Annotated in this window: 17 protein-coding genes; 12 read left to right on the top strand and 5 right to left on the bottom strand. The window is 72.6% G+C overall.

The window, feature by feature from the left end; all coding sequences use genetic code 11:
• The first annotated feature begins 117 nt into the window (after positions 1-117).
• Genes ACZ6S4_RS09045 through ACZ6S4_RS09035 form a run of 3 tightly spaced genes read left to right on the top strand, consistent with a single transcriptional unit; the run spans position 118 to position 2,088 of the window.
• On the top strand, positions 118-489 hold the full coding sequence (locus tag ACZ6S4_RS09045) for an AtzH-like domain-containing protein (RefSeq protein ID WP_465474373.1): 372 nt from the start codon (positions 118-120) through the stop codon (positions 487-489).
• Between the two features lie 60 nt (positions 490-549).
• Entirely contained in the window at positions 550-924 is a 375-nt protein-coding gene (locus ACZ6S4_RS09040; RefSeq protein WP_465474372.1) for a DUF427 domain-containing protein, read from the top strand.
• 9 nt (positions 925-933) lie between these two features.
• Complete coding sequence (locus ACZ6S4_RS09035; protein WP_465474371.1) at positions 934-2,088, top strand: serine hydrolase domain-containing protein; 1,155 nt, start codon at positions 934-936, stop codon at positions 2,086-2,088.
• On the opposite strand, the gene ACZ6S4_RS09030 is transcribed toward ACZ6S4_RS09035, so the two are convergent.
• On the bottom strand, positions 2,046-2,969 hold the full coding sequence (locus ACZ6S4_RS09030) for an AraC family transcriptional regulator (RefSeq protein ID WP_465474370.1): 924 nt from the start codon (positions 2,967-2,969) through the stop codon (positions 2,046-2,048). The genes ACZ6S4_RS09035 and ACZ6S4_RS09030 overlap by 43 nt on opposite strands.
• A gap of 86 nt (positions 2,970-3,055) precedes the next feature.
• Between ACZ6S4_RS09030 and ACZ6S4_RS09025 the strand changes: the two genes are divergently transcribed.
• From ACZ6S4_RS09025 to ACZ6S4_RS09010, 4 genes are read left to right on the top strand one after another with little or no spacing between them, the layout of a single operon-like run.
• Entirely contained in the window at positions 3,056-4,045 is a 990-nt protein-coding gene (locus ACZ6S4_RS09025; RefSeq protein WP_465474369.1) for an aldo/keto reductase, read from the top strand.
• A gap of 22 nt (positions 4,046-4,067) precedes the next feature.
• A complete protein-coding gene (locus ACZ6S4_RS09020; RefSeq protein ID WP_465474368.1) occupies positions 4,068-4,598 on the top strand; it encodes a GNAT family N-acetyltransferase in 531 nt (176 codons plus the stop codon).
• A gap of 53 nt (positions 4,599-4,651) precedes the next feature.
• On the top strand, positions 4,652-5,032 hold the full coding sequence (locus tag ACZ6S4_RS09015) for a MerR family transcriptional regulator (RefSeq protein WP_465474367.1): 381 nt from the start codon (positions 4,652-4,654) through the stop codon (positions 5,030-5,032).
• Complete coding sequence (locus ACZ6S4_RS09010; protein ID WP_360821440.1) at positions 5,014-5,358, top strand: thioredoxin family protein; 345 nt, start codon at positions 5,014-5,016, stop codon at positions 5,356-5,358. Before ACZ6S4_RS09015 ends, ACZ6S4_RS09010 begins: the two co-directional genes overlap by 19 nt.
• On the opposite strand, the gene ACZ6S4_RS09005 is transcribed toward ACZ6S4_RS09010, so the two are convergent.
• A complete protein-coding gene (locus ACZ6S4_RS09005) occupies positions 5,355-5,930 on the bottom strand; it encodes a hypothetical protein (RefSeq protein WP_465474366.1) in 576 nt (191 codons plus the stop codon). The two genes, ACZ6S4_RS09010 and ACZ6S4_RS09005, sit on opposite strands and share 4 nt — an antisense overlap.
• Before the next feature lie 187 nt (positions 5,931-6,117).
• Here ACZ6S4_RS09005 and ACZ6S4_RS09000 point away from each other — a divergent pair, with 187 nt between their 5' ends.
• Positions 6,118-7,782, top strand: coding sequence for a GGDEF domain-containing protein (locus ACZ6S4_RS09000; protein ID WP_465474365.1), 1,665 nt, complete (start codon positions 6,118-6,120; stop codon positions 7,780-7,782).
• 6 nt (positions 7,783-7,788) lie between these two features.
• Here ACZ6S4_RS09000 and ACZ6S4_RS08995 read toward each other — a convergent pair whose 3' ends face one another.
• Complete coding sequence (locus ACZ6S4_RS08995) at positions 7,789-8,520, bottom strand: SDR family oxidoreductase (protein WP_465474364.1); 732 nt, start codon at positions 8,518-8,520, stop codon at positions 7,789-7,791.
• Positions 8,521-8,612: 92 nt separating this feature from the next.
• Between ACZ6S4_RS08995 and ACZ6S4_RS08990 the strand changes: the two genes are divergently transcribed.
• The 4 genes from ACZ6S4_RS08990 (at position 8,613) to ACZ6S4_RS08975 (ending at position 13,074) form a co-directional block, all read left to right on the top strand.
• On the top strand, positions 8,613-9,461 hold the full coding sequence (locus ACZ6S4_RS08990) for a LysR family transcriptional regulator (RefSeq protein ID WP_465474363.1): 849 nt from the start codon (positions 8,613-8,615) through the stop codon (positions 9,459-9,461).
• 41 nt (positions 9,462-9,502) lie between these two features.
• Positions 9,503-10,375 carry a MerR family transcriptional regulator gene (locus ACZ6S4_RS08985; protein ID WP_465474362.1) on the top strand — a complete coding sequence of 291 codons (873 nt, stop codon included), beginning with the start codon at positions 9,503-9,505 and terminating at the stop codon, positions 10,373-10,375.
• Between the two features lie 148 nt (positions 10,376-10,523).
• Complete coding sequence (locus ACZ6S4_RS08980) at positions 10,524-12,248, top strand: peroxidase family protein (protein WP_465474361.1); 1,725 nt, start codon at positions 10,524-10,526, stop codon at positions 12,246-12,248.
• Positions 12,249-12,381: 133 nt separating this feature from the next.
• Positions 12,382-13,074: a hypothetical protein gene (locus ACZ6S4_RS08975; protein WP_465474360.1), complete on the top strand. Its 693-nt coding sequence runs from the start codon at positions 12,382-12,384 to the stop codon at positions 13,072-13,074.
• A 3-nt stretch (positions 13,075-13,077) separates the two neighbouring features.
• On the opposite strand, the gene ACZ6S4_RS08970 is transcribed toward ACZ6S4_RS08975, so the two are convergent.
• Together ACZ6S4_RS08970 and ACZ6S4_RS08965 are read right to left on the bottom strand one after the other, a co-directional pair.
• Positions 13,078-13,527 (bottom strand): YdeI/OmpD-associated family protein, encoded by a 450-nt coding sequence (locus ACZ6S4_RS08970; protein ID WP_465474359.1) that lies wholly within the window; start codon positions 13,525-13,527, stop codon positions 13,078-13,080.
• 19 nt (positions 13,528-13,546) lie between these two features.
• Entirely contained in the window at positions 13,547-15,634 is a 2,088-nt protein-coding gene (locus ACZ6S4_RS08965) for an MMPL family transporter (RefSeq protein WP_465474358.1), read from the bottom strand.
• Positions 15,635-15,741: the final 107 nt, after the last annotated feature.

Here is a 15,741-nt window from a genome sequence, read left to right as displayed (position 1 = left end):
CCCTCCACCTCCCCCCCCCCCCCCCCCCCCCCCCCCCCCCCCCCCCCCCCCCCCCCCCCCCCCCCCTCCCCCCCCCCCCCCCCCCCCCCCCCCCCGCTCGCCCGATGAGGAGACGCCATGCAGATCGACCGCCCGGACGTGGTCGCCGAGGTCACGGCGGCGTTCACGGCCTACGAGGAGGCGCTGACGGCCGACGAGGCGGACCGCGTGGTGGGCTTCTTCGCCCCGGGCGCGGTCCGCTTCGGGATCGCGGACCAGCAGGTCGGCCTCGAGGAACAACTCGCCTGGCGGCGGGCCCAGCCAGCACTGCCGCCGGGCCGCCGGCTGAAGGACACGATCGTGACCGCGTACGGCGCCGACGTGGCGGTGGTCACGACGCTGTTCGGCTATCCGGGCTCGGACGTGCTGGGCCGGCAGTCGCAGACCTGGATCCGGCTGCCGCAGGGCTGGCGCATCGTCACCGCCCACGTCAGCCACCCGGCGGAATAATCAGGGCCGCGATGACTTGCACCATGGCGAGTCCTTCGACGAAGACGGAAAGGCATCGCCATGGCCAAGACTGTGTTGCAGCCCGGACCGAGCCACCCCATCACGGTCACGCCGAACCCGGCGCGGATCGTCGTCACCGTGGCCGGCAAGGTCGTCGCCGACACCACCCGGGCGCTGACGTTGCAGGAGTCCACCTACCCTGCCGTGCAGTACATCCCGATCGAGGACGTCGACCGGTCGCTGCTCGAGCGCACCGAGACGAGCACGCACTGCCCCTACAAGGGTGACGCGAGCTACTACTCCATCCCCGCCGGCGGGGAGCGGTCGACCGACGCGATCTGGGTCTACGAGCACCCGCACGACGCGGTCAAGGAGATCAAGGACCACGTCGCGTTCTACCCGGACCGGGTCGACAGCATCGAGGTCCAGGGCTAAACAGGGGGCATGAGCCCGAACGTGATCGAGGCGGCGCTGCGGCCGCACGTGGACAGCGGCGAGCTGGCCGGTGCGGTCGCCGTCAGCGCCGGTGGTACGGATACCGACGCCGAGGTGGTCTGCCTGGGCGTACGCGACCTGGCCACCGGCACGCCGATGACCCGTGACACGCTGTTCCGGATCGCCTCACTGGTCAAGCCGATGGCGGCGGCCGTCGCCCTGACCCTGGTCGAGGACGGCACGCTGCGGCTGGACGAGGCGGTCGACGGCTGGCTGCCGGAGCTGGCCGGCCGGCCCGTACTGCGCTCGCTCGACGCGCCGCTGGACGACGTCGTGCCGCAGGCCCGGCCGATCACCGTACGGCACGTGCTGACGTACACGCACGGGTACGGCGTGGTGATGGCCCCGCCCGGCTCGTTCCCGATCCAGCAGCGGATCGACGAGCTGGCGCTGGGGCCCGGAGCGGACCCGGAGCCGTTCTCCCGGGACGAGTGGATGGCCCGCCTGGGCACTCTGCCGATGCTGCACCAGCCCGGCGAGGGTTGGAGTTACCACGGCGGCGGCGAGATCCTCGGAATCCTGCTGCACCGCGCCACGGGTCAAGACCTCGAGACACTGCTGCGCACCCGGCTGTTCGCCCCGCTCGGGATGACCGACACGTCGTACGGTGTGACCGCAGCCGACCGGCTCGCCCAGACCTACCGGCCGGCGGGACCCGGCCGGCTGAAGGTACGCGAGGAGCCGGCCGGCCGTTGGTCGCCGCCGCTGCGGGTCTCCGGCGCCACCGGCCTGGTCTCCACCGTCGACGACTGCCTGGCCTTCGGCCGGATGTTGCTCGACGGGGGCGGCGCGGTGCTGTCGAAGGAGTCGGTCGCCCAGCTCACCACCAATCAGCTCACCCCGGCCGAGAAGGCCGGGGCGCTCTGGCTGCCCGGCTTCTGGGACGGGTGGGGGTGGGGATTCGGCGGGGCCGTCGCCACCGGCCGGGAGGTGCCGGGGCCCGCTGCCGGCAGCTACGGCTGGACCGGCGGGCTCGGCACCGCGGCCTACACCGACCTGGCCGGTGACCGGGTCAACGTGCTGCTGACCCAGCGCGAGATGACCTCCCCGGTTCCGGAGCCCTACGCCGACGCGTTCTGGACCGCCGTCACCGCAGGGGCGTGACGTCGCGCCGAGGTCCGCAGCAGTTGCGCTCGCAGGCGTACGGCGTCCTGGGCCGGTGGGACGCCGTACGCCCGGCGGTACTCGCGGTTGAACTGGGTCGCGCTGACATAGCCGACCCGTTCGCCGACGATCGCCGCGGTCGTGTCGCCGGCGACCAGCAGGCGGCGGGCCTCCTGGAGCCGGACGACCTTCTGGTACTGCAGCGGGCTCATCCCGGTCGCGCGCCGGAAGTGCCGGTGCAGGGTCGCCGTGCTCATGTTGGCCATCGCGGCCACGGCCTCGACCCGCAGCGGGCGGGCGTGGTTCTCGCGGATCCAGCCGGCGGCCCGGCGCACCTGGGTCACGTGCGAGTCGGCCAGCGCGAACTGCCGCAGCACCGGGCCGAGCGGGCCGCCGAGCAGCCGGTACAGGATCTCGCCCTCGATCCGGCCGGCCAGCGGCCCGATGTCGCGCGGGGCGTCGAGCAGACGGACCCAGCGGGTCACCGCGTCCACCAGTTCGGGGCTCATCGGCGTGCTGACCACCCCGCCCGGGTCCGGCGCCGGCAGGTCCGCCTCCGCGCCCAGCTCCAGCAGCAGATCAGCCAGCACCCGCTCGTCGAGCGTGAGCACCACCGAGCGGTACGGCAGCCGTTCGAAGGTCGCGGTGACCGGCACCTCCAGCGAGCTGACGAACATGTGCCCCGCCTCGACCAGCACACTGTGCTCGCCGGCGGTGGCGCGCTTGGCGCCGCTGGCCACGAAGCAGAGCATCGGCGTGTACATCATGTCGACCGCGGCGGGTGCCTCGTCGGCCGCCACCAGCGCGAGCCGGGGCACCGCGGATTCGACGAAGAACCGCGGGCAGTGGCCGGCGATCGCGCGGGCGAGCTCGTCCAGCATCGGCCGTCCTTCCGGTGAGCGGATCAGGCAAGACTATGCGGTTGCCGGCCCATGCCGGCCGCCCCCGGCCGACCTAGCGTCGAGGCATGACAAAGCTGGAGATCCGCAGGCTGGGCCGGCAGGGCCTGACGAGCTCGGCCATCGGCCTGGGCACCATGGGCATGACCATCGCGTACGGCGCCGGGGACGACGAGAGCAGCATCGCGACCATCCGCCGCGCGCACGAGCTCGGCGTCACCCACTTCGACACCGCCGAGCTGTACGGCCAGGGCGACGGTGAGCGCCTGCTGGGCCGGGCCGTCCAGGGCTTCCGCGACGAGATCGTCATCGCCACCAAGTTCGGTTTCGACCTCACCGACCCGGCCCGCTACGGCGTCGCGCTGGACAGCCGGCCCGCGCACATCCGCGAGGTGACCGAGAACAGCCTGCGCTACCTCGGCACCGACCACATCGACGTGCTCTACCAGCACCGGGTCGACCCGGCCGTGCCGATCGAGGACGTCGCGGGCACCGTCGGCGAGCTGATCCGCGAGGGCAAGGTGCGGTGGTTCGGGCTCAGTGAGGCCGGCCCCGAGGTCATCCGGCGGGCCCACGCCGTCCAGCCCGTGTCCGTGCTGCAGACCGAGTATTCGCTGTTCGAACGGGCCGTCGAGACCGACGTGCTGCCGGTGCTGCGCGAGCTGGGGATCGGCTTCGTGCCGTACTCGCCGCTGGGGCGGGGCTTCCTGACCGGGGACGTGCGGCCGGCGGACAGCTACGCCGAGGACGACATGCGGCGGTGGGACGACCGCTGGCAGCCGGGCAACTACGAGGCGAACGTGGCCGCCGTACGGGCGCTCACCGAGCTGGCCACCGCCAAGGGTGTGGGGGTCACCCAGCTCGCGCTGGCCTGGCTGCTGGCCCAGGGCGACGACGTGGTGCCGATCCCGGGCACCCGCAGCCCGCAGCGCCTGGCCGAGAACATCGCCGCGGCCGAGGTGACGCTGACCCCGGCCGACCTGGACCGGATCCAGGAGATCGTGCCGCACGGCGCGGCCGGCTCCCGCTACCCGGCCGCGATGATGCCGTCCTGGTGACCCCGCGGGCAGACTGAGCCGCATGACCTTGACCAGCCGGGTGGCCGCGCACGCCGATCTGCCGCAGTTGCGTCCGTTGATCGACGCCGCGATCGAAGAACTGCAGCGGGGCTTCCTCGACCCCGCGCAGATCGCCGCCAGCCACGCCATCATGGGCCTGGACACCCAGCTCATCGACGACGGCACGTACTTCGTGGTGGAGGCCGACGGGCAGCTCGCCGGCTGCGGCGGCTGGAGCCGGCGGGCCACCCTCTACGGCGGCGACCACTCCGGCGGGCGGGATCCGGCGCTGCTGGATCCCGCCCGGGAGCCGGCCAAGGTACGGGCGATGTACACCCGTCCCGGCTTCACCCGCCGCGGCGTCGGGCGGCTGATCCTGGACCGGTGTGAGTCGGCCGCCGCCGCGGAGGGCTTCACCACCCTGGAGCTGATGGGCACTCTCGCCGGCCGCCCGCTGTACGAGGCCGCCGGCTTCACCGTCGTCGAGCACGTGACGGAGACCTCGGGCGGCATCTCTGTACCGCTGGTCCGGATGCGCAAACACTTGCCTTGACGCCGGTGGCAAGGCCTAGCGTGCGGTGCGGACCAACGAACGAGGTGAGTCGGATGCTGATCGGGGAGCTGGCCGAACGGGCCGGCACGAGCGCCCGCACGCTGCGCTACTACGAGCACCACGGGCTGGTCGAGCCGCAGCGCGACGCCAACGGCTACCGCCGGTACGACGAGGCCGAACTGCGGGTCGTGCACGAGATCCGGGCGTTGCTGGCCGTCGGGTTCGGCCTCGACGACATCCGGCCGTTCGTCGCCTGCCTGCGGGCCGGCAACGCCGCCGGGCACGTCTGCCCCGATTCCGTGGCGGTGCTGCGCCGCAAGCTCGCCGAGGTCGAGAACTGTCTGGACCAGCTCGCCGGCGTCCGGGACCGGTTGCGCGGGCAGCTCGCCCAGGCCATCGAGGAACGGGAGAAGCAATGCTTGCGGATTCGCTGACCGAGGTCACCGACGACACCTTCGCCGAGCTGGTGCTCGGCAACCCGCGGCCGGTGCTGGTGGACTTCTGGGCCGAGTGGTGCCCGCCGTGCGGGCCGGTCGCCCGCACCCTGGCCGAGCTGGCCGGCGACTTCCCCGGCGTGGTCATCGCCCAGCTCAACGCGGACGAGAACCCCGTCACGATGCGGACCTACCGGGTGCTGTCCATGCCGACACTGTTGTTCTTCCGCGACGGCGTGGTCGTGCACACCATCGTGGGTGCCCGGCCGAAGTCCGTGCTGCGCCAGGCGCTGGGCGGGGCTTTCGAGCCGTACGCGAACCGTTAGGGCTCGATGCCCTGGTCCAGCACCTTCGCCGAGACCTTGAGGGTCTTGTGCTTCTGGTTGCCGCCGCCGACGGTGTAGATCGCGTACGTGTGGGTCTCCGTCGAGCCGACCGGGCCGCTGCAGGAGAAGGTGAACTCCTGCGTGCCGTGCAGCTCGACGGGGCCGTACGTGCCGGGCGTACCGGTCGGGTCGTCCACCGACAGCGCGGCCGAGTCGGCTCCGGTGATCTTCCACTTGATGATCAGCGGGACCGCCTCGGCGCGGAAGACCGCCGTACCCTCCGCGCACTTGGGCTTCTGCACCACCTTGAACGAGACGATGCGCGGGCCGTGCGGCTTGGGCGCGTGCGTCGGGGCGCTCTCGTGCTTCGGGCTGCTCTTGTGCTTCGGGCTGCTCTCGTGTTTCGGCGTCTTCTTCTTGGCCGAGGAAACGGGGGCGGCTTTCTCTGAGGACCCCATGCCGGCGGGGATGCTGCTGGCCGTCGGGGCGGCCGTGCCGTCGATCGCACCGCAGCCGGTGAGCCCGGCCATCACGGTGGCGGCCACGACAAGGGCGGTGGGGTGGAGCTTCATGCTCGGCCTCCTGGCTGTTCGAGCGCCCGGATCGGGCGTGCCACTCACAGTAGGAAAGCGGTGATCCGCAGTAATCCCGGAAACGTGCCGAGGCGTGCCGCGGCAGATCGGCGTACCGAATCGCTCAAGCCGGGACCCGGCGCGGCGATGAGGTCTCCGTGGCCACGGACCCGGGAGGAGGCGCGGTATGACCGGAACGAGTCTCGTGGAGCAACGCCCGGCCGGACCCGCGGTCGTCCAGGTCGCCGTCCTGCTCGACACGGCCGAGGAGTACCGGCTCGCCGGTGACTACCGCAGCGGTTCCGAGGTGGCCCGGCAGGCCACGAAGCTGGCCGAGGCCTCGGGTGATCCGGCCGGTCAGGCCCGGGCGCTGCGCTCGCTCGCGACCCAGCTGCTGCGCCTCGGTGAGCAGGAGAACGCGGTCACCGCCTGCCGCGAAGCGGTCGCGGCGCTGGAGGCGACCGGTGACGAGGCCGGCATCTGCGAGATCCTGACCCTGCAGGCGCTGCCGCTCAACGACCTCGGCATGCACGACGAGGCGCTCGACGTGCTGGCCCGCGGCCGCGACATCGCCCAGCGGCTCGGCGACCGCGAGCTGCTCTACTGGGTGCACAACCGGACCGGCGTCGTGCACGGCAGCATGGGCGACCGCAACCTGAGCACCGAATACCTGATGCGCGCGCTCACCATGGCCGACGGCATGGACGCCGAGGCCCGGTTCTGCATCCTCAACAACGTCGGCGACAACGCCGTCCACGAGGTCAACCGGCTGCGGGCCGCCGGCGAGGAGGAGCGGGCCGAGCAGACGCTGCGGGGCGCGCTCGGTCACGTCGACGAGGCGCTCGGGCTGGCCCGGGCCGCCCGCCACCCGTTCCGCGAGTCGATCTGCCTGGACAACTACGGGATGCTGCTGGCGCTGGCCGGTGACTTCGCCGGGGCGGCCCGGATGATCGAGGACTCGCGGGCCATCGCCGTCATCCACGGCTACCGGTCGCTGGAGTCGGCGGCGCTGCAGCACCAGGCGCACGTACGGCTGATGCGCGGCGAGTGCGAGGCGGCGGTCGAGGGCCTGCTGGAGGCGTTGGAGCGGGCCGTCGAGGCCGGCGAGAAGCCGATGGCCATGGAGATCCACCGGGAGCTGTCGGACGCGTACGAGCAGGTCGGCGACCTGGCCGCGGCGCTGGACCACTACCGCTCGTTCCACGCCTTGGAACGGGAGGCGCACAACCACGTTGCCGTCGCCCGGGCCCGGATGGCGGTGCACCACTTCGAGCTCGACAACGCGCGGCTGGAGGCGGAGAAGGCCCGGCTCGAGGCGGAGCTGCACCGGGTCCGCAGCGCCGAGCTGGAGGCGGACAACCTGAGCTGGCAGCGGCAGGCGTCCGAGGACGCGCTGACCGGCCTGCCCAACCGGCGCTTCGCGGAGCTGCGACTGCCGGAGCTCGCCGCCGCGGCCGGGCCGCTGTGCGTCGCGATCGCCGACGTCGACCTGTTCAAGGGGGTCAACGACCGCTTCGGGCACTTCGTCGGCGACGAGGTGCTCCGGCAGATCGCCGCGGTGCTGCGCGACAACGTCCGCGACAACGACCTGGTCGCCCGGTTCGGCGGCGAGGAGTTCCTGATCGCGCTGGACGGGCTGAGCCTGCCGGACGCGCAGGCGCGCTGCGAGCTGCTCCGGGCCCAGGTGGCCGGCTACCCGTGGGAGCTGCTGCAGCCCGGGCTGGCCGTGACGATCAGCCTCGGCGTCGCGGTGGTGCCGGCCGGTGGTGACCTGCCGGCCGCGAAGGCCCTGGCCGACGAGCGCCTGTACGCCGCCAAGCACCAGGGCCGCAACCAGGTCGTCGCGGGCTGACGCCCATCACCAGGGCACTACCCCGGCGTCCTCGAAGAACCCGCCGGTCGGGCCGTCGTCGGGCAGTGTGGCCAGCCGGATCGCGGTGGCCGCACCCTGCTGTGGGGTACGAACCCCGCGGAACCCGTTGAGGTCGGTGGCCACGAAGCCGGGGCAGGCGGCGTTGATCAGGATGTTGGTGCCGCGCAGCTCCCGGGCGTACTGGACGGTCACGCCGTTGAGGAACGTCTTCGACGGCGAGTAGGCGACGGCCACCGGACCCGTCGTGAGGTCGTCGGCCGGGCCGGACTGCCGGGTGAGCGAGCCGACGCTGCTGGACATGTTCACGATCCGCGGCGCGGTCGAGCGGCGCAGCAGCGGCAGCATGGCGTTGGTGACCCGGACGACGCCGATCACGTTGGTCTCCACGACCGTCCGGATGATCGCGAGGTCCACGCTGCTCGGCTCCTGCGGCCGGCCCCCGGTGATCCCGGCGTTGTTGACCAGGACGTCGAGGCGCCCGGCCCGCTGCTCGATCAGCTCGGCGGCGGCCGTCACGCTCGCGTCGTCGGTCACGTCCAGCGGTACGCCGAAAGCGTCGACGCCGGCCGCCCGAAGCTTCTCCACCGCGGCTTCCCGGCGCTGGTCGTCGCGGGCGCCGACACCGACACTCCAGCCCAGCGCGCCCAGCCCGGCCGCGATCTCGTACCCGATTCCCTTGTTCGCGCCGGTCACCAGCGCGATCGTCGTCTCCGTCATGCCTCGATGGTGTCCGCGCTCCGACCGGCCACCAACACCGTTCGAGGCACCATCGATACCGCGCGGGTATCGATTCCGGGTACCGTGCGGGGATGGAGACGCGGGAGCTGCGGTACTTCGTGGCCGTCGCCGAGGAGCTGCACTTCGGGCGGGCCGCACGCCGGCTCGGCATGGCGCAACCGCCGTTGTCCCGGGCGGTCGCGCAGCTCGAACGGCGGCTCGGGGTGACGCTGCTGGAACGCACCAGCCGCAGCGTCACGTTGACCGAGGCGGGGTCGGTGCTGCTGGCTGAGGGCCGGGCTGCCCTCGATGCGGTTGATGCCGCTGACCGCCGTACCCGCCGGGCCGCTCTGTCCGGGACCGGCGACCCCGGCCTGGTGCTGGTCACGAAGGCCGGGGCGGCCAGCGAGCTGCTGGCCAAGCTGCTCGACGCGTACGCTGCCGAGCCCGGTGCGGTGACCGTCGACGTGCTGCTGTGCGGCATCGGCGAGCAGGAACGGATGCTGCGCGACGGACGGGCCGACGTGGCCCTGCTGCACCTGCCGTTCGACTCCACCGCGGGGCTGGACACCGAGGAACTGTGCACGGAAGGGCAGGTCGTGGTCCTGCCGGCCGGGCATCCCCTCAGCACCCGGTCCGAGGTGCGGCTGGCCGAGGTCACCGCGCTGCCCGGCCTGCCGGAGCCACGCCGGCCCCGCCCCGACGGCACCTACCCGGACGGACCCGGCCCCCAGGTACGCGACAGCGCCCAGCTCTACCAGCTGATCGCGCTGGGCCGGGCCTCGGCGGTCCTGCCGGAGTCGGCCCGGGCCCAGCTGAACCCCGGCCTCACCGTCGTACCGGTGTCCGACGCCCCGGCCGTGACGACGGTGCTCGCCTGGCCGCCGCACAGCCGTTCCCGGGCCCTGGCCGGCCTGGTCCGGACCGCGACCCGCCGCTGAGCCCTTGCCTCTCCCACCGGGGGAGGTCGCAGAGTGGGGTCATGGCATTCCTGTCGATCGGTGAGCTGGCCCGGCGGACCGGGCTGACGGTCAAGACCGTCCGGTTCTACGCCGATCGCGGGATCGTGCCGCCGGCCGGCCGCAGCGTGGCCGGTCACCGCCGCTACGACGCCACCGCGGTGGCCCGCCTCGAACTGGTCCGCACCCTGCGTGAGCTGGGGCTCGACCTGGCCACCATCCGCCGGGTGGTGGATCGCGAGGCCACCCTGGCCGAGGTGGCGGCCGCCCACACCGAAGCTCTCGACATCCAGATCCGCACCCTGCGACTGCGCCGCGCGGTGCTGTCGGCCGCGGCGCGGTACGGATCCACCCCGCAGGAGGTCCAGCACATGCGCGAACTGGCCGGGCTCGGCGAGCGGGAACGCCGCGCTCTGATCGACGACTTCCTCGGGCAGGTCTTCAGCGGCCTGGACGGTTTCGCCGGCATCGCCCGCTCGCTGACCCCGGAACTGCCCGACGACCCGGAGCCCGCGCAGCTGGAGGCATGGATCGAACTGGCCGGGCTGGCCCGGCAGCCGGCGTTCCGGGAGCTCATGCGGCAGCTGGCCGAGCGGCACGCCGCCGACCGCGATCCGGTGCTGCTCCGCCGGGACCCGGTCGCGCTGGTGCGCGACGAGGCCGGACCGGCGCTGGCGGCCGGCGTCGACCCGGCCTCGCCACCGGCCGGGCGGGTGGTGACCGCGGTGCTGACCCGCTATCCGGTGCGCGACCGGCTCGAGGCCCAGCTGGAGGCGGCCCGGGACCCGCGCCGGGAGCGCTACCTGGAGCTGCTGTCGGTGGTCAACGGCTGGCCGGCCCCGGAGCGTCTCGGCCCGGTGCTCGGCTGGTTCCTCACCGCCCTGCGGCATCGCTGACAGCTACCCGACACCGCCGCCACTTCGGTATCAGGGGCACCGGCTGGCAGCTCTGCATCCTACGGATGCGGCCGAGGGGGACGTGTCCTCGCCGCCCGTCCCTCCCCGGGCGGGCGGCGACTCACTCGGGCGAAAGGTGTACGCACTCGTGAAACGTCACATGCGCGAGAACTACTACGTCGTCGGCGAGGGGATCCTGACCACGGACGGCAAGAGCGGAGTGTGTGAACGGCCGTCCACCGAGGCGTCCCTGCGCAAGTTCCGGTTCTCCCGGCTGCTGCCCAAGGGCGGGACCATCGACGCGACCGTCCTGGAGAAGGTCGCGACGGCGATGACCGTGGCACCCACGGCCCCGGCGGTGCAGCCGGAGTCCGCCGATCCGCCGGTGCCGGCCGGCTTCACCTACCTGGGCCAGTTCGTCGACCACGACCTGACCCTGGACAACACGGCCCGCGCACTGGGCGAGCACGTCACCGTCAACGAGCTGCTGCAGGGCCGGTCGCCGGCCCTGGACCTGGACTCGGTGTACGGCCGCGGCCCCGGCGACCGCGACGACGACCGCTTCTACGCCCCGGACAAGCTGAAGCTGCGCGTCGGCATCACGGCCGCGATCGGCACCGGCGGCACCAACGTCAACCTCAACGGCTACGACCTGCCGCGGGTCACCCAGGGCTCGACCAAGGCGGAGCGGCAGCGCGCGCTGATCCCGGACCACCGCAACGACGAGAACCTCATCGTGGCGCAGACCCACCTGGCGTTCATCCGCTTCCACAACCGGGTCGTCGACCAGCTGGCCGACAACGGCGTGCCCAGCGCGATCCTGTTCGAGCGGGCCCGGGAAACCGTCGTGCGGCACTACCAGTGGATGCTGCGCACCGACTTCCTGCCGCGGATCGTCGACCGGGAGATCGTCGAGGACGTGTTCACCACCGGCCGACGGTTCTTCGAGGTGCCCGGCGACGGCCACACCAACGGTCATCAGCGGTACGCCAAGGCCGGCGACACCCCGACGATGCCGATCGAGTTCTCGGTGGCGGCGTACCGGCTCGGGCACAGCATGGTGCGGGCCGCGTACGACTGGAACCGGATCTTCTCCGGCACCCGGGGCAGCCTGCGGTTGCTGTTCACCTTCAGCGGCACCAGCGGCAACTTCGACCCGGCCAACCCGGACGTCAACGACCAGGAGTCGGGGCTCTTCGAACGGCTCCCGACCAACTGGGCGGTCGACTGGCGGCGGATGTACGACTTCGCCGCGGAGGCCTCCCGCCCCGACCTGGCCGCGCCGGCCGGCGTCAACATCGCCCAGCGCATCGACACGCTGCTGGTCAACCCGCTGGCCGGGATGCCCAAGGGCACGTTCGGCGGCAACGGCACCAGCCCGCCGGAGATCCAGCTGAACCTGGCGTTCCGCAACCTGGTCCGGGCGAACATGGTCGAGCTGGCCAGCGGCCAGCAGGCGGCGGAGTTCCTCGGCGTCGCGCCGCTCACCGCGGAGCAGATCATCGACGGTACGGACGCCGGCGCGGTGCTCACCACGCTCAGCGACGACGAGCGGGACGCGTTCGCCGCCCGGACGCCGCTGTGGTTCTACATCCTGCGGGAGGCGGAGCTCAACGGCGGACGGCTCACCGGCGTCGGCGGCCGGATCGTGGCGGAGGTCTTCCACCGCGCGATGGAGGGCAGCCGCATCTCGATCGTGCGCGACCCGTCGTGGCACCCGAGCCTGGGCCCGGACGCCGACACGTTCCGGATGGTCGATCTGCTGCTGTTCGCCTTCGAGGGCCGCGCCGAGCTGCTCGCGCCGCTCGGCGACACCGACCCCGCCGCACCGCCGGCCGATCCGGCAGCGCCGCCGGTGGCCCCGACGGCCTGAGGTGCACCGACCGCTGCTCGCGGACCGGGATCATCGCGGATCCCGGCCCGCGAGTTCGTCACGTCACGTCACCGCCGGGGCACCGCCTGCTGGTGACTGCGGGTGACCGCCGGACGTCTGCCATCATGGCCGGATGGTTGTGACCAGAGTCGTCCGTGCCGCCCTGGCCGTGTGTGCCGTCGCCGCTTTCGCCGGCTGCTCGTCGGACGACTCCCCCGACCCCGACGGCACGATCACCGTCGACACCGTGCGCAACGCTCTGCTCAAGCCCGCCGAGGTCGGCCCGACCTGGAAGGCCCCGCCGGAGTCGGCGGCGCCGAACCAGCTCGTCAGCATCTGCGGCGCCGACACCGCCCCGGCCGGCATCCCGGGCAAACCACAGCTGGTCGCCGCGCCGCTCTCCGACGAAGGCACCGAGGGCGTGCAGAGCCTGACCCAGCTGGGCCTGGTCTACGAGGACGCCGTCTCCGCCGCGACCGCGCTCGCCACGCTGCGTACGGTCGCCGACGCCTGCGCACCCACGGTGTCACGGCCGGCGAAGTCCGGCGAGCGCGAGGAACCGGCGTACACGGAGACGGCCGCGACGGCCCCGCTGGAGGAGGGCGGCTGGATCGGCTTCGTCACCACCCGCCAGAAGCAGTACGACAAAGCGCACCCCGCCACCGCCGACGTGGCCGTGGCCGCGCTGGCCCGGGGCAACGTGGTGCTCGTCGACCAGTACGCGATCTACCGCCTGGGCAAGTCGGACGCGAGCGCCAACCCCCAGTTCTCGGCCGACTGGCAGAAGCTGGTCGGCACGACCGTCAAGCGGATCGGCGGCCAGTGACGGTCAGCGGGCCCGGCCCTCGAGCATCATCGCCACCGACCGGGCCACCCGCCGGGCCCTCGTCTCCGCCGCCTTCGCGCCGGTGACCTGCAGGACGTGCCAGCTCTTGTTGCTGTAGGACAGGCCGTCCCAGAACGCCTTCGCGGCCGGCTCGGCGTCGAGCGCCGCCGCGAGATCCGCCGGCACCTCCACCTCGCGTACGGCCCGGTCCAGCACGACGTCCACGTCGAGCACCTCGCCGGGCGCGATCCCGGCGGCGGCCCGGCGTTCCGCGCTGACGCCCAGCCAGTAGGAGCCGCTCATCCGCGCGATCGAGCTGCGCCACTCGAAGCCGTTGACGGTCACGACCACCTTGGGCCGGCCACCGCCGTCCAGCGCGGCCACCACCTCGTCGTCGACCGGGAACCCGGCTGTGTTCCCGCCGGTCGGCTGCAGCTCCGCGCGAAACCTCATGAGCAGGGAATCTACCCGCTCAGGGCACGGGTGCGAGGTCACGTTCCGGCTCGCGCGGGGCCGGCTCGTCGCGGACCCGGGTCAGCCGCCCCGGCCACCACATCCACCGTCCCAGGTCCAGGTTGAGCGCGGTCACCAGCACCGACCGCACGATCAGGGTGTCCAGCAGCACGCCGAACGCGACCGCGAAACCGATCTCGGCGAACGCCACCAGCGGCAGGCTGCCGAGCGCGGCGAAGGTGCCCGCCAGCACGATCCCGGCCGAGGTGATCACCCCACCGGTGGCGGCCAGGCCGATCAGCGCGCCACGGCGGGTGCCGTGCGTGTGGGCCTCCTCGCGGACCCGGGTCATCAGGAAGATGTTGTAGTCGATGCCCAGGGCGACCAGGAAGACGAACACGTACAGCGGGAACGAGGTGTCCTCGCCGGCGAAGCCGAACACGTGCCGGAAGACCAGCGCGCTGACGCCCAGCGCCGCGCCGAAGGACAGCACGACCGTGGCGATCAGCACCAGCGGGGCGACGATCGCGCGCAGCAGCAGGCCCAGGATCACCAGCACCACGAGCAGGACCAGCGGGATGATCAGCCGGTTGTCGTGCTCGTTGGCCTCGTTGATGTCCAGCGTCATGGCGGTCATGCCGCCCACCTGCGCGTCGCCGACCGGATGCACGGCGGCGCGGACCCGCTTGATGGTGGCCATCGCGGCGTCGCTGTCCGGCGGGTCGGCCAGCAGGCCCTCGATCAGCACCAGGTCGCCCTTGACCACGGGCTCACCGGCGGAGCTGATGCCGGGTGTGGCGGCGACCGCCGACCGGATCTGGGCGGCCGCGGCCGCCTGGCCGATCACGACGACCGGCTGGCCCTGGCCGGCCGCGAAGTGCCGGGCCAGCGCCTCCTCGCCGGAGACCGACGACGGCTTGTCGACGAACTGGTCGGCCTGGGTCAGGCCGTTGGCCTCGAGCTGGAGCAGGCCCAGCGACATCGCGCCGAGCACGGCCGCGGTGGTGACCCAGACCAGGCGGGGCCGGCGGGCGATCCGCGTGCCGAGCCGGGCGTAGATACCGGTGGCGGTCGGCTCGGCTGTGCCCATCGCCGGGCGCACCGGCCAGAACAGCCAGCGGCCGAAGATGACCAGCAGCGCGGGCAGCAGGGTGATCATCGCGAGCAGCCCGACCACGATGCCGAGCGCGGAGACCGGGCCCAGGCCGCTGGTCGAGTTGACCTCGGCCAGCGTCAGGCAGGACATGCCCACGGCCACGGTGGCGGCGCTGGCGATGATGGCCGGCCCGGCCCGGTGCAACGCGAGCGCCATCGCCTCGTGCCGGTCGTCGTGCCGGCGCAGCTCCTCGCGGTAGCGGGCGACGAGCAGCAGGGCGTAGTCGGTGCCCGCGCCGAAGACGAGCACCGTCAGGATGCCCGCGCTCTGCGCGTTCACCACCAGCCCGGCGTGCTTGGCCAGCAGGTAGATGACCGCCTGCGAGGTGGTCAGCGCGACCCCGGCGGAGATGATGGGCAACAGCCAGAGCACCGGACTGCGGTACGTGATCAGCAGGATGATCGCCACGATCGCCAGCGTCGTGTAGAGCAGGGTGCCGTCGATCCCCTCGAACGCCTCGGCGCTGTCCGCGGCGGTGGCGGCCGGCCCGGCGTACTGGATGCTGAGCCCGCCGCTCCCGGCGCCGGTGGTGGCCTTCAGCTGGTCGACCGTGTCGACGATCTTGTCCCAGCCGTCCGCGTCCACCTTGATCGGCACGATGGTCTGCAGCGCCTGACCGTCCTTGGCCGGCACGGGCCCGGTGACGTCACCGGTGACCCCGGCGACCCGGCCCATCGCGGCAGCGTCCTGAGTGGCCTTGGCGGTGTCGGCCGGGGTGATGCCGGCGGCCCGCTCGTAGACGATGACGGCCGGTGCGATGTCGTCGGCCTGGAAGGTGCCCTGCAGCTCGGAGACCTGGGTGGCTTCCGCCCCACCGGGCAGCCAGGCGGCATTGTCGTTCTTCTGGACGTCGGTCAGCTTGCCCGCCATCGGCGCCGCGATCATGAGCACCACGACCCAGAGGCCGAGCACCACCCATTTGCTCCAGCGTCCGCACACCAGCCTGGCCATCTCGGAACCCCCCGTGTCATCCGATGGGCCGGAGCGTAGGCCCGCCCGATGACCGCACCAAGCAGAAAAACGACAGCTCAGGGTTTTCTCGGGGTCGATATCGGATG

It is taken from the genome of Actinoplanes sp. NPDC051405, from assembly GCF_055586185.1.
This window is presented reverse-complemented; position numbering and strand designations above follow the sequence as displayed.

Coding starts and splice junctions, on each gene's coding strand:
- ACZ6S4_RS08975 (WP_465474360.1), top strand. CDS start 12,382: ATGGTTGTGACCAGAGTCGTCCGTGCCGCCCTGGCCGTGTGTGCCGTC.
- ACZ6S4_RS09005 (WP_465474366.1), bottom strand. CDS start 5,930: ATGAAGCTCCACCCCACCGCCCTTGTCGTGGCCGCCACCGTGATGGCC.
- ACZ6S4_RS08995 (WP_465474364.1), bottom strand. CDS start 8,520: ATGACGGAGACGACGATCGCGCTGGTGACCGGCGCGAACAAGGGAATC.
- ACZ6S4_RS08985 (WP_465474362.1), top strand. CDS start 9,503: ATGGCATTCCTGTCGATCGGTGAGCTGGCCCGGCGGACCGGGCTGACG.
- ACZ6S4_RS09045 (WP_465474373.1), top strand. CDS start 118: ATGCAGATCGACCGCCCGGACGTGGTCGCCGAGGTCACGGCGGCGTTC.
- ACZ6S4_RS09020 (WP_465474368.1), top strand. CDS start 4,068: ATGACCTTGACCAGCCGGGTGGCCGCGCACGCCGATCTGCCGCAGTTG.
- ACZ6S4_RS09035 (WP_465474371.1), top strand. CDS start 934: ATGAGCCCGAACGTGATCGAGGCGGCGCTGCGGCCGCACGTGGACAGC.
- ACZ6S4_RS09040 (WP_465474372.1), top strand. CDS start 550: ATGGCCAAGACTGTGTTGCAGCCCGGACCGAGCCACCCCATCACGGTC.
- ACZ6S4_RS08970 (WP_465474359.1), bottom strand. CDS start 13,527: ATGAGGTTTCGCGCGGAGCTGCAGCCGACCGGCGGGAACACAGCCGGG.
- ACZ6S4_RS09000 (WP_465474365.1), top strand. CDS start 6,118: ATGACCGGAACGAGTCTCGTGGAGCAACGCCCGGCCGGACCCGCGGTC.
- ACZ6S4_RS09025 (WP_465474369.1), top strand. CDS start 3,056: ATGACAAAGCTGGAGATCCGCAGGCTGGGCCGGCAGGGCCTGACGAGC.
- ACZ6S4_RS09030 (WP_465474370.1), bottom strand. CDS start 2,969: ATGCTGGACGAGCTCGCCCGCGCGATCGCCGGCCACTGCCCGCGGTTC.
- ACZ6S4_RS08965 (WP_465474358.1), bottom strand. CDS start 15,634: ATGGCCAGGCTGGTGTGCGGACGCTGGAGCAAATGGGTGGTGCTCGGC.
- ACZ6S4_RS09015 (WP_465474367.1), top strand. CDS start 4,652: ATGCTGATCGGGGAGCTGGCCGAACGGGCCGGCACGAGCGCCCGCACG.
- ACZ6S4_RS09010 (WP_360821440.1), top strand. CDS start 5,014: ATGCTTGCGGATTCGCTGACCGAGGTCACCGACGACACCTTCGCCGAG.
- ACZ6S4_RS08990 (WP_465474363.1), top strand. CDS start 8,613: ATGGAGACGCGGGAGCTGCGGTACTTCGTGGCCGTCGCCGAGGAGCTG.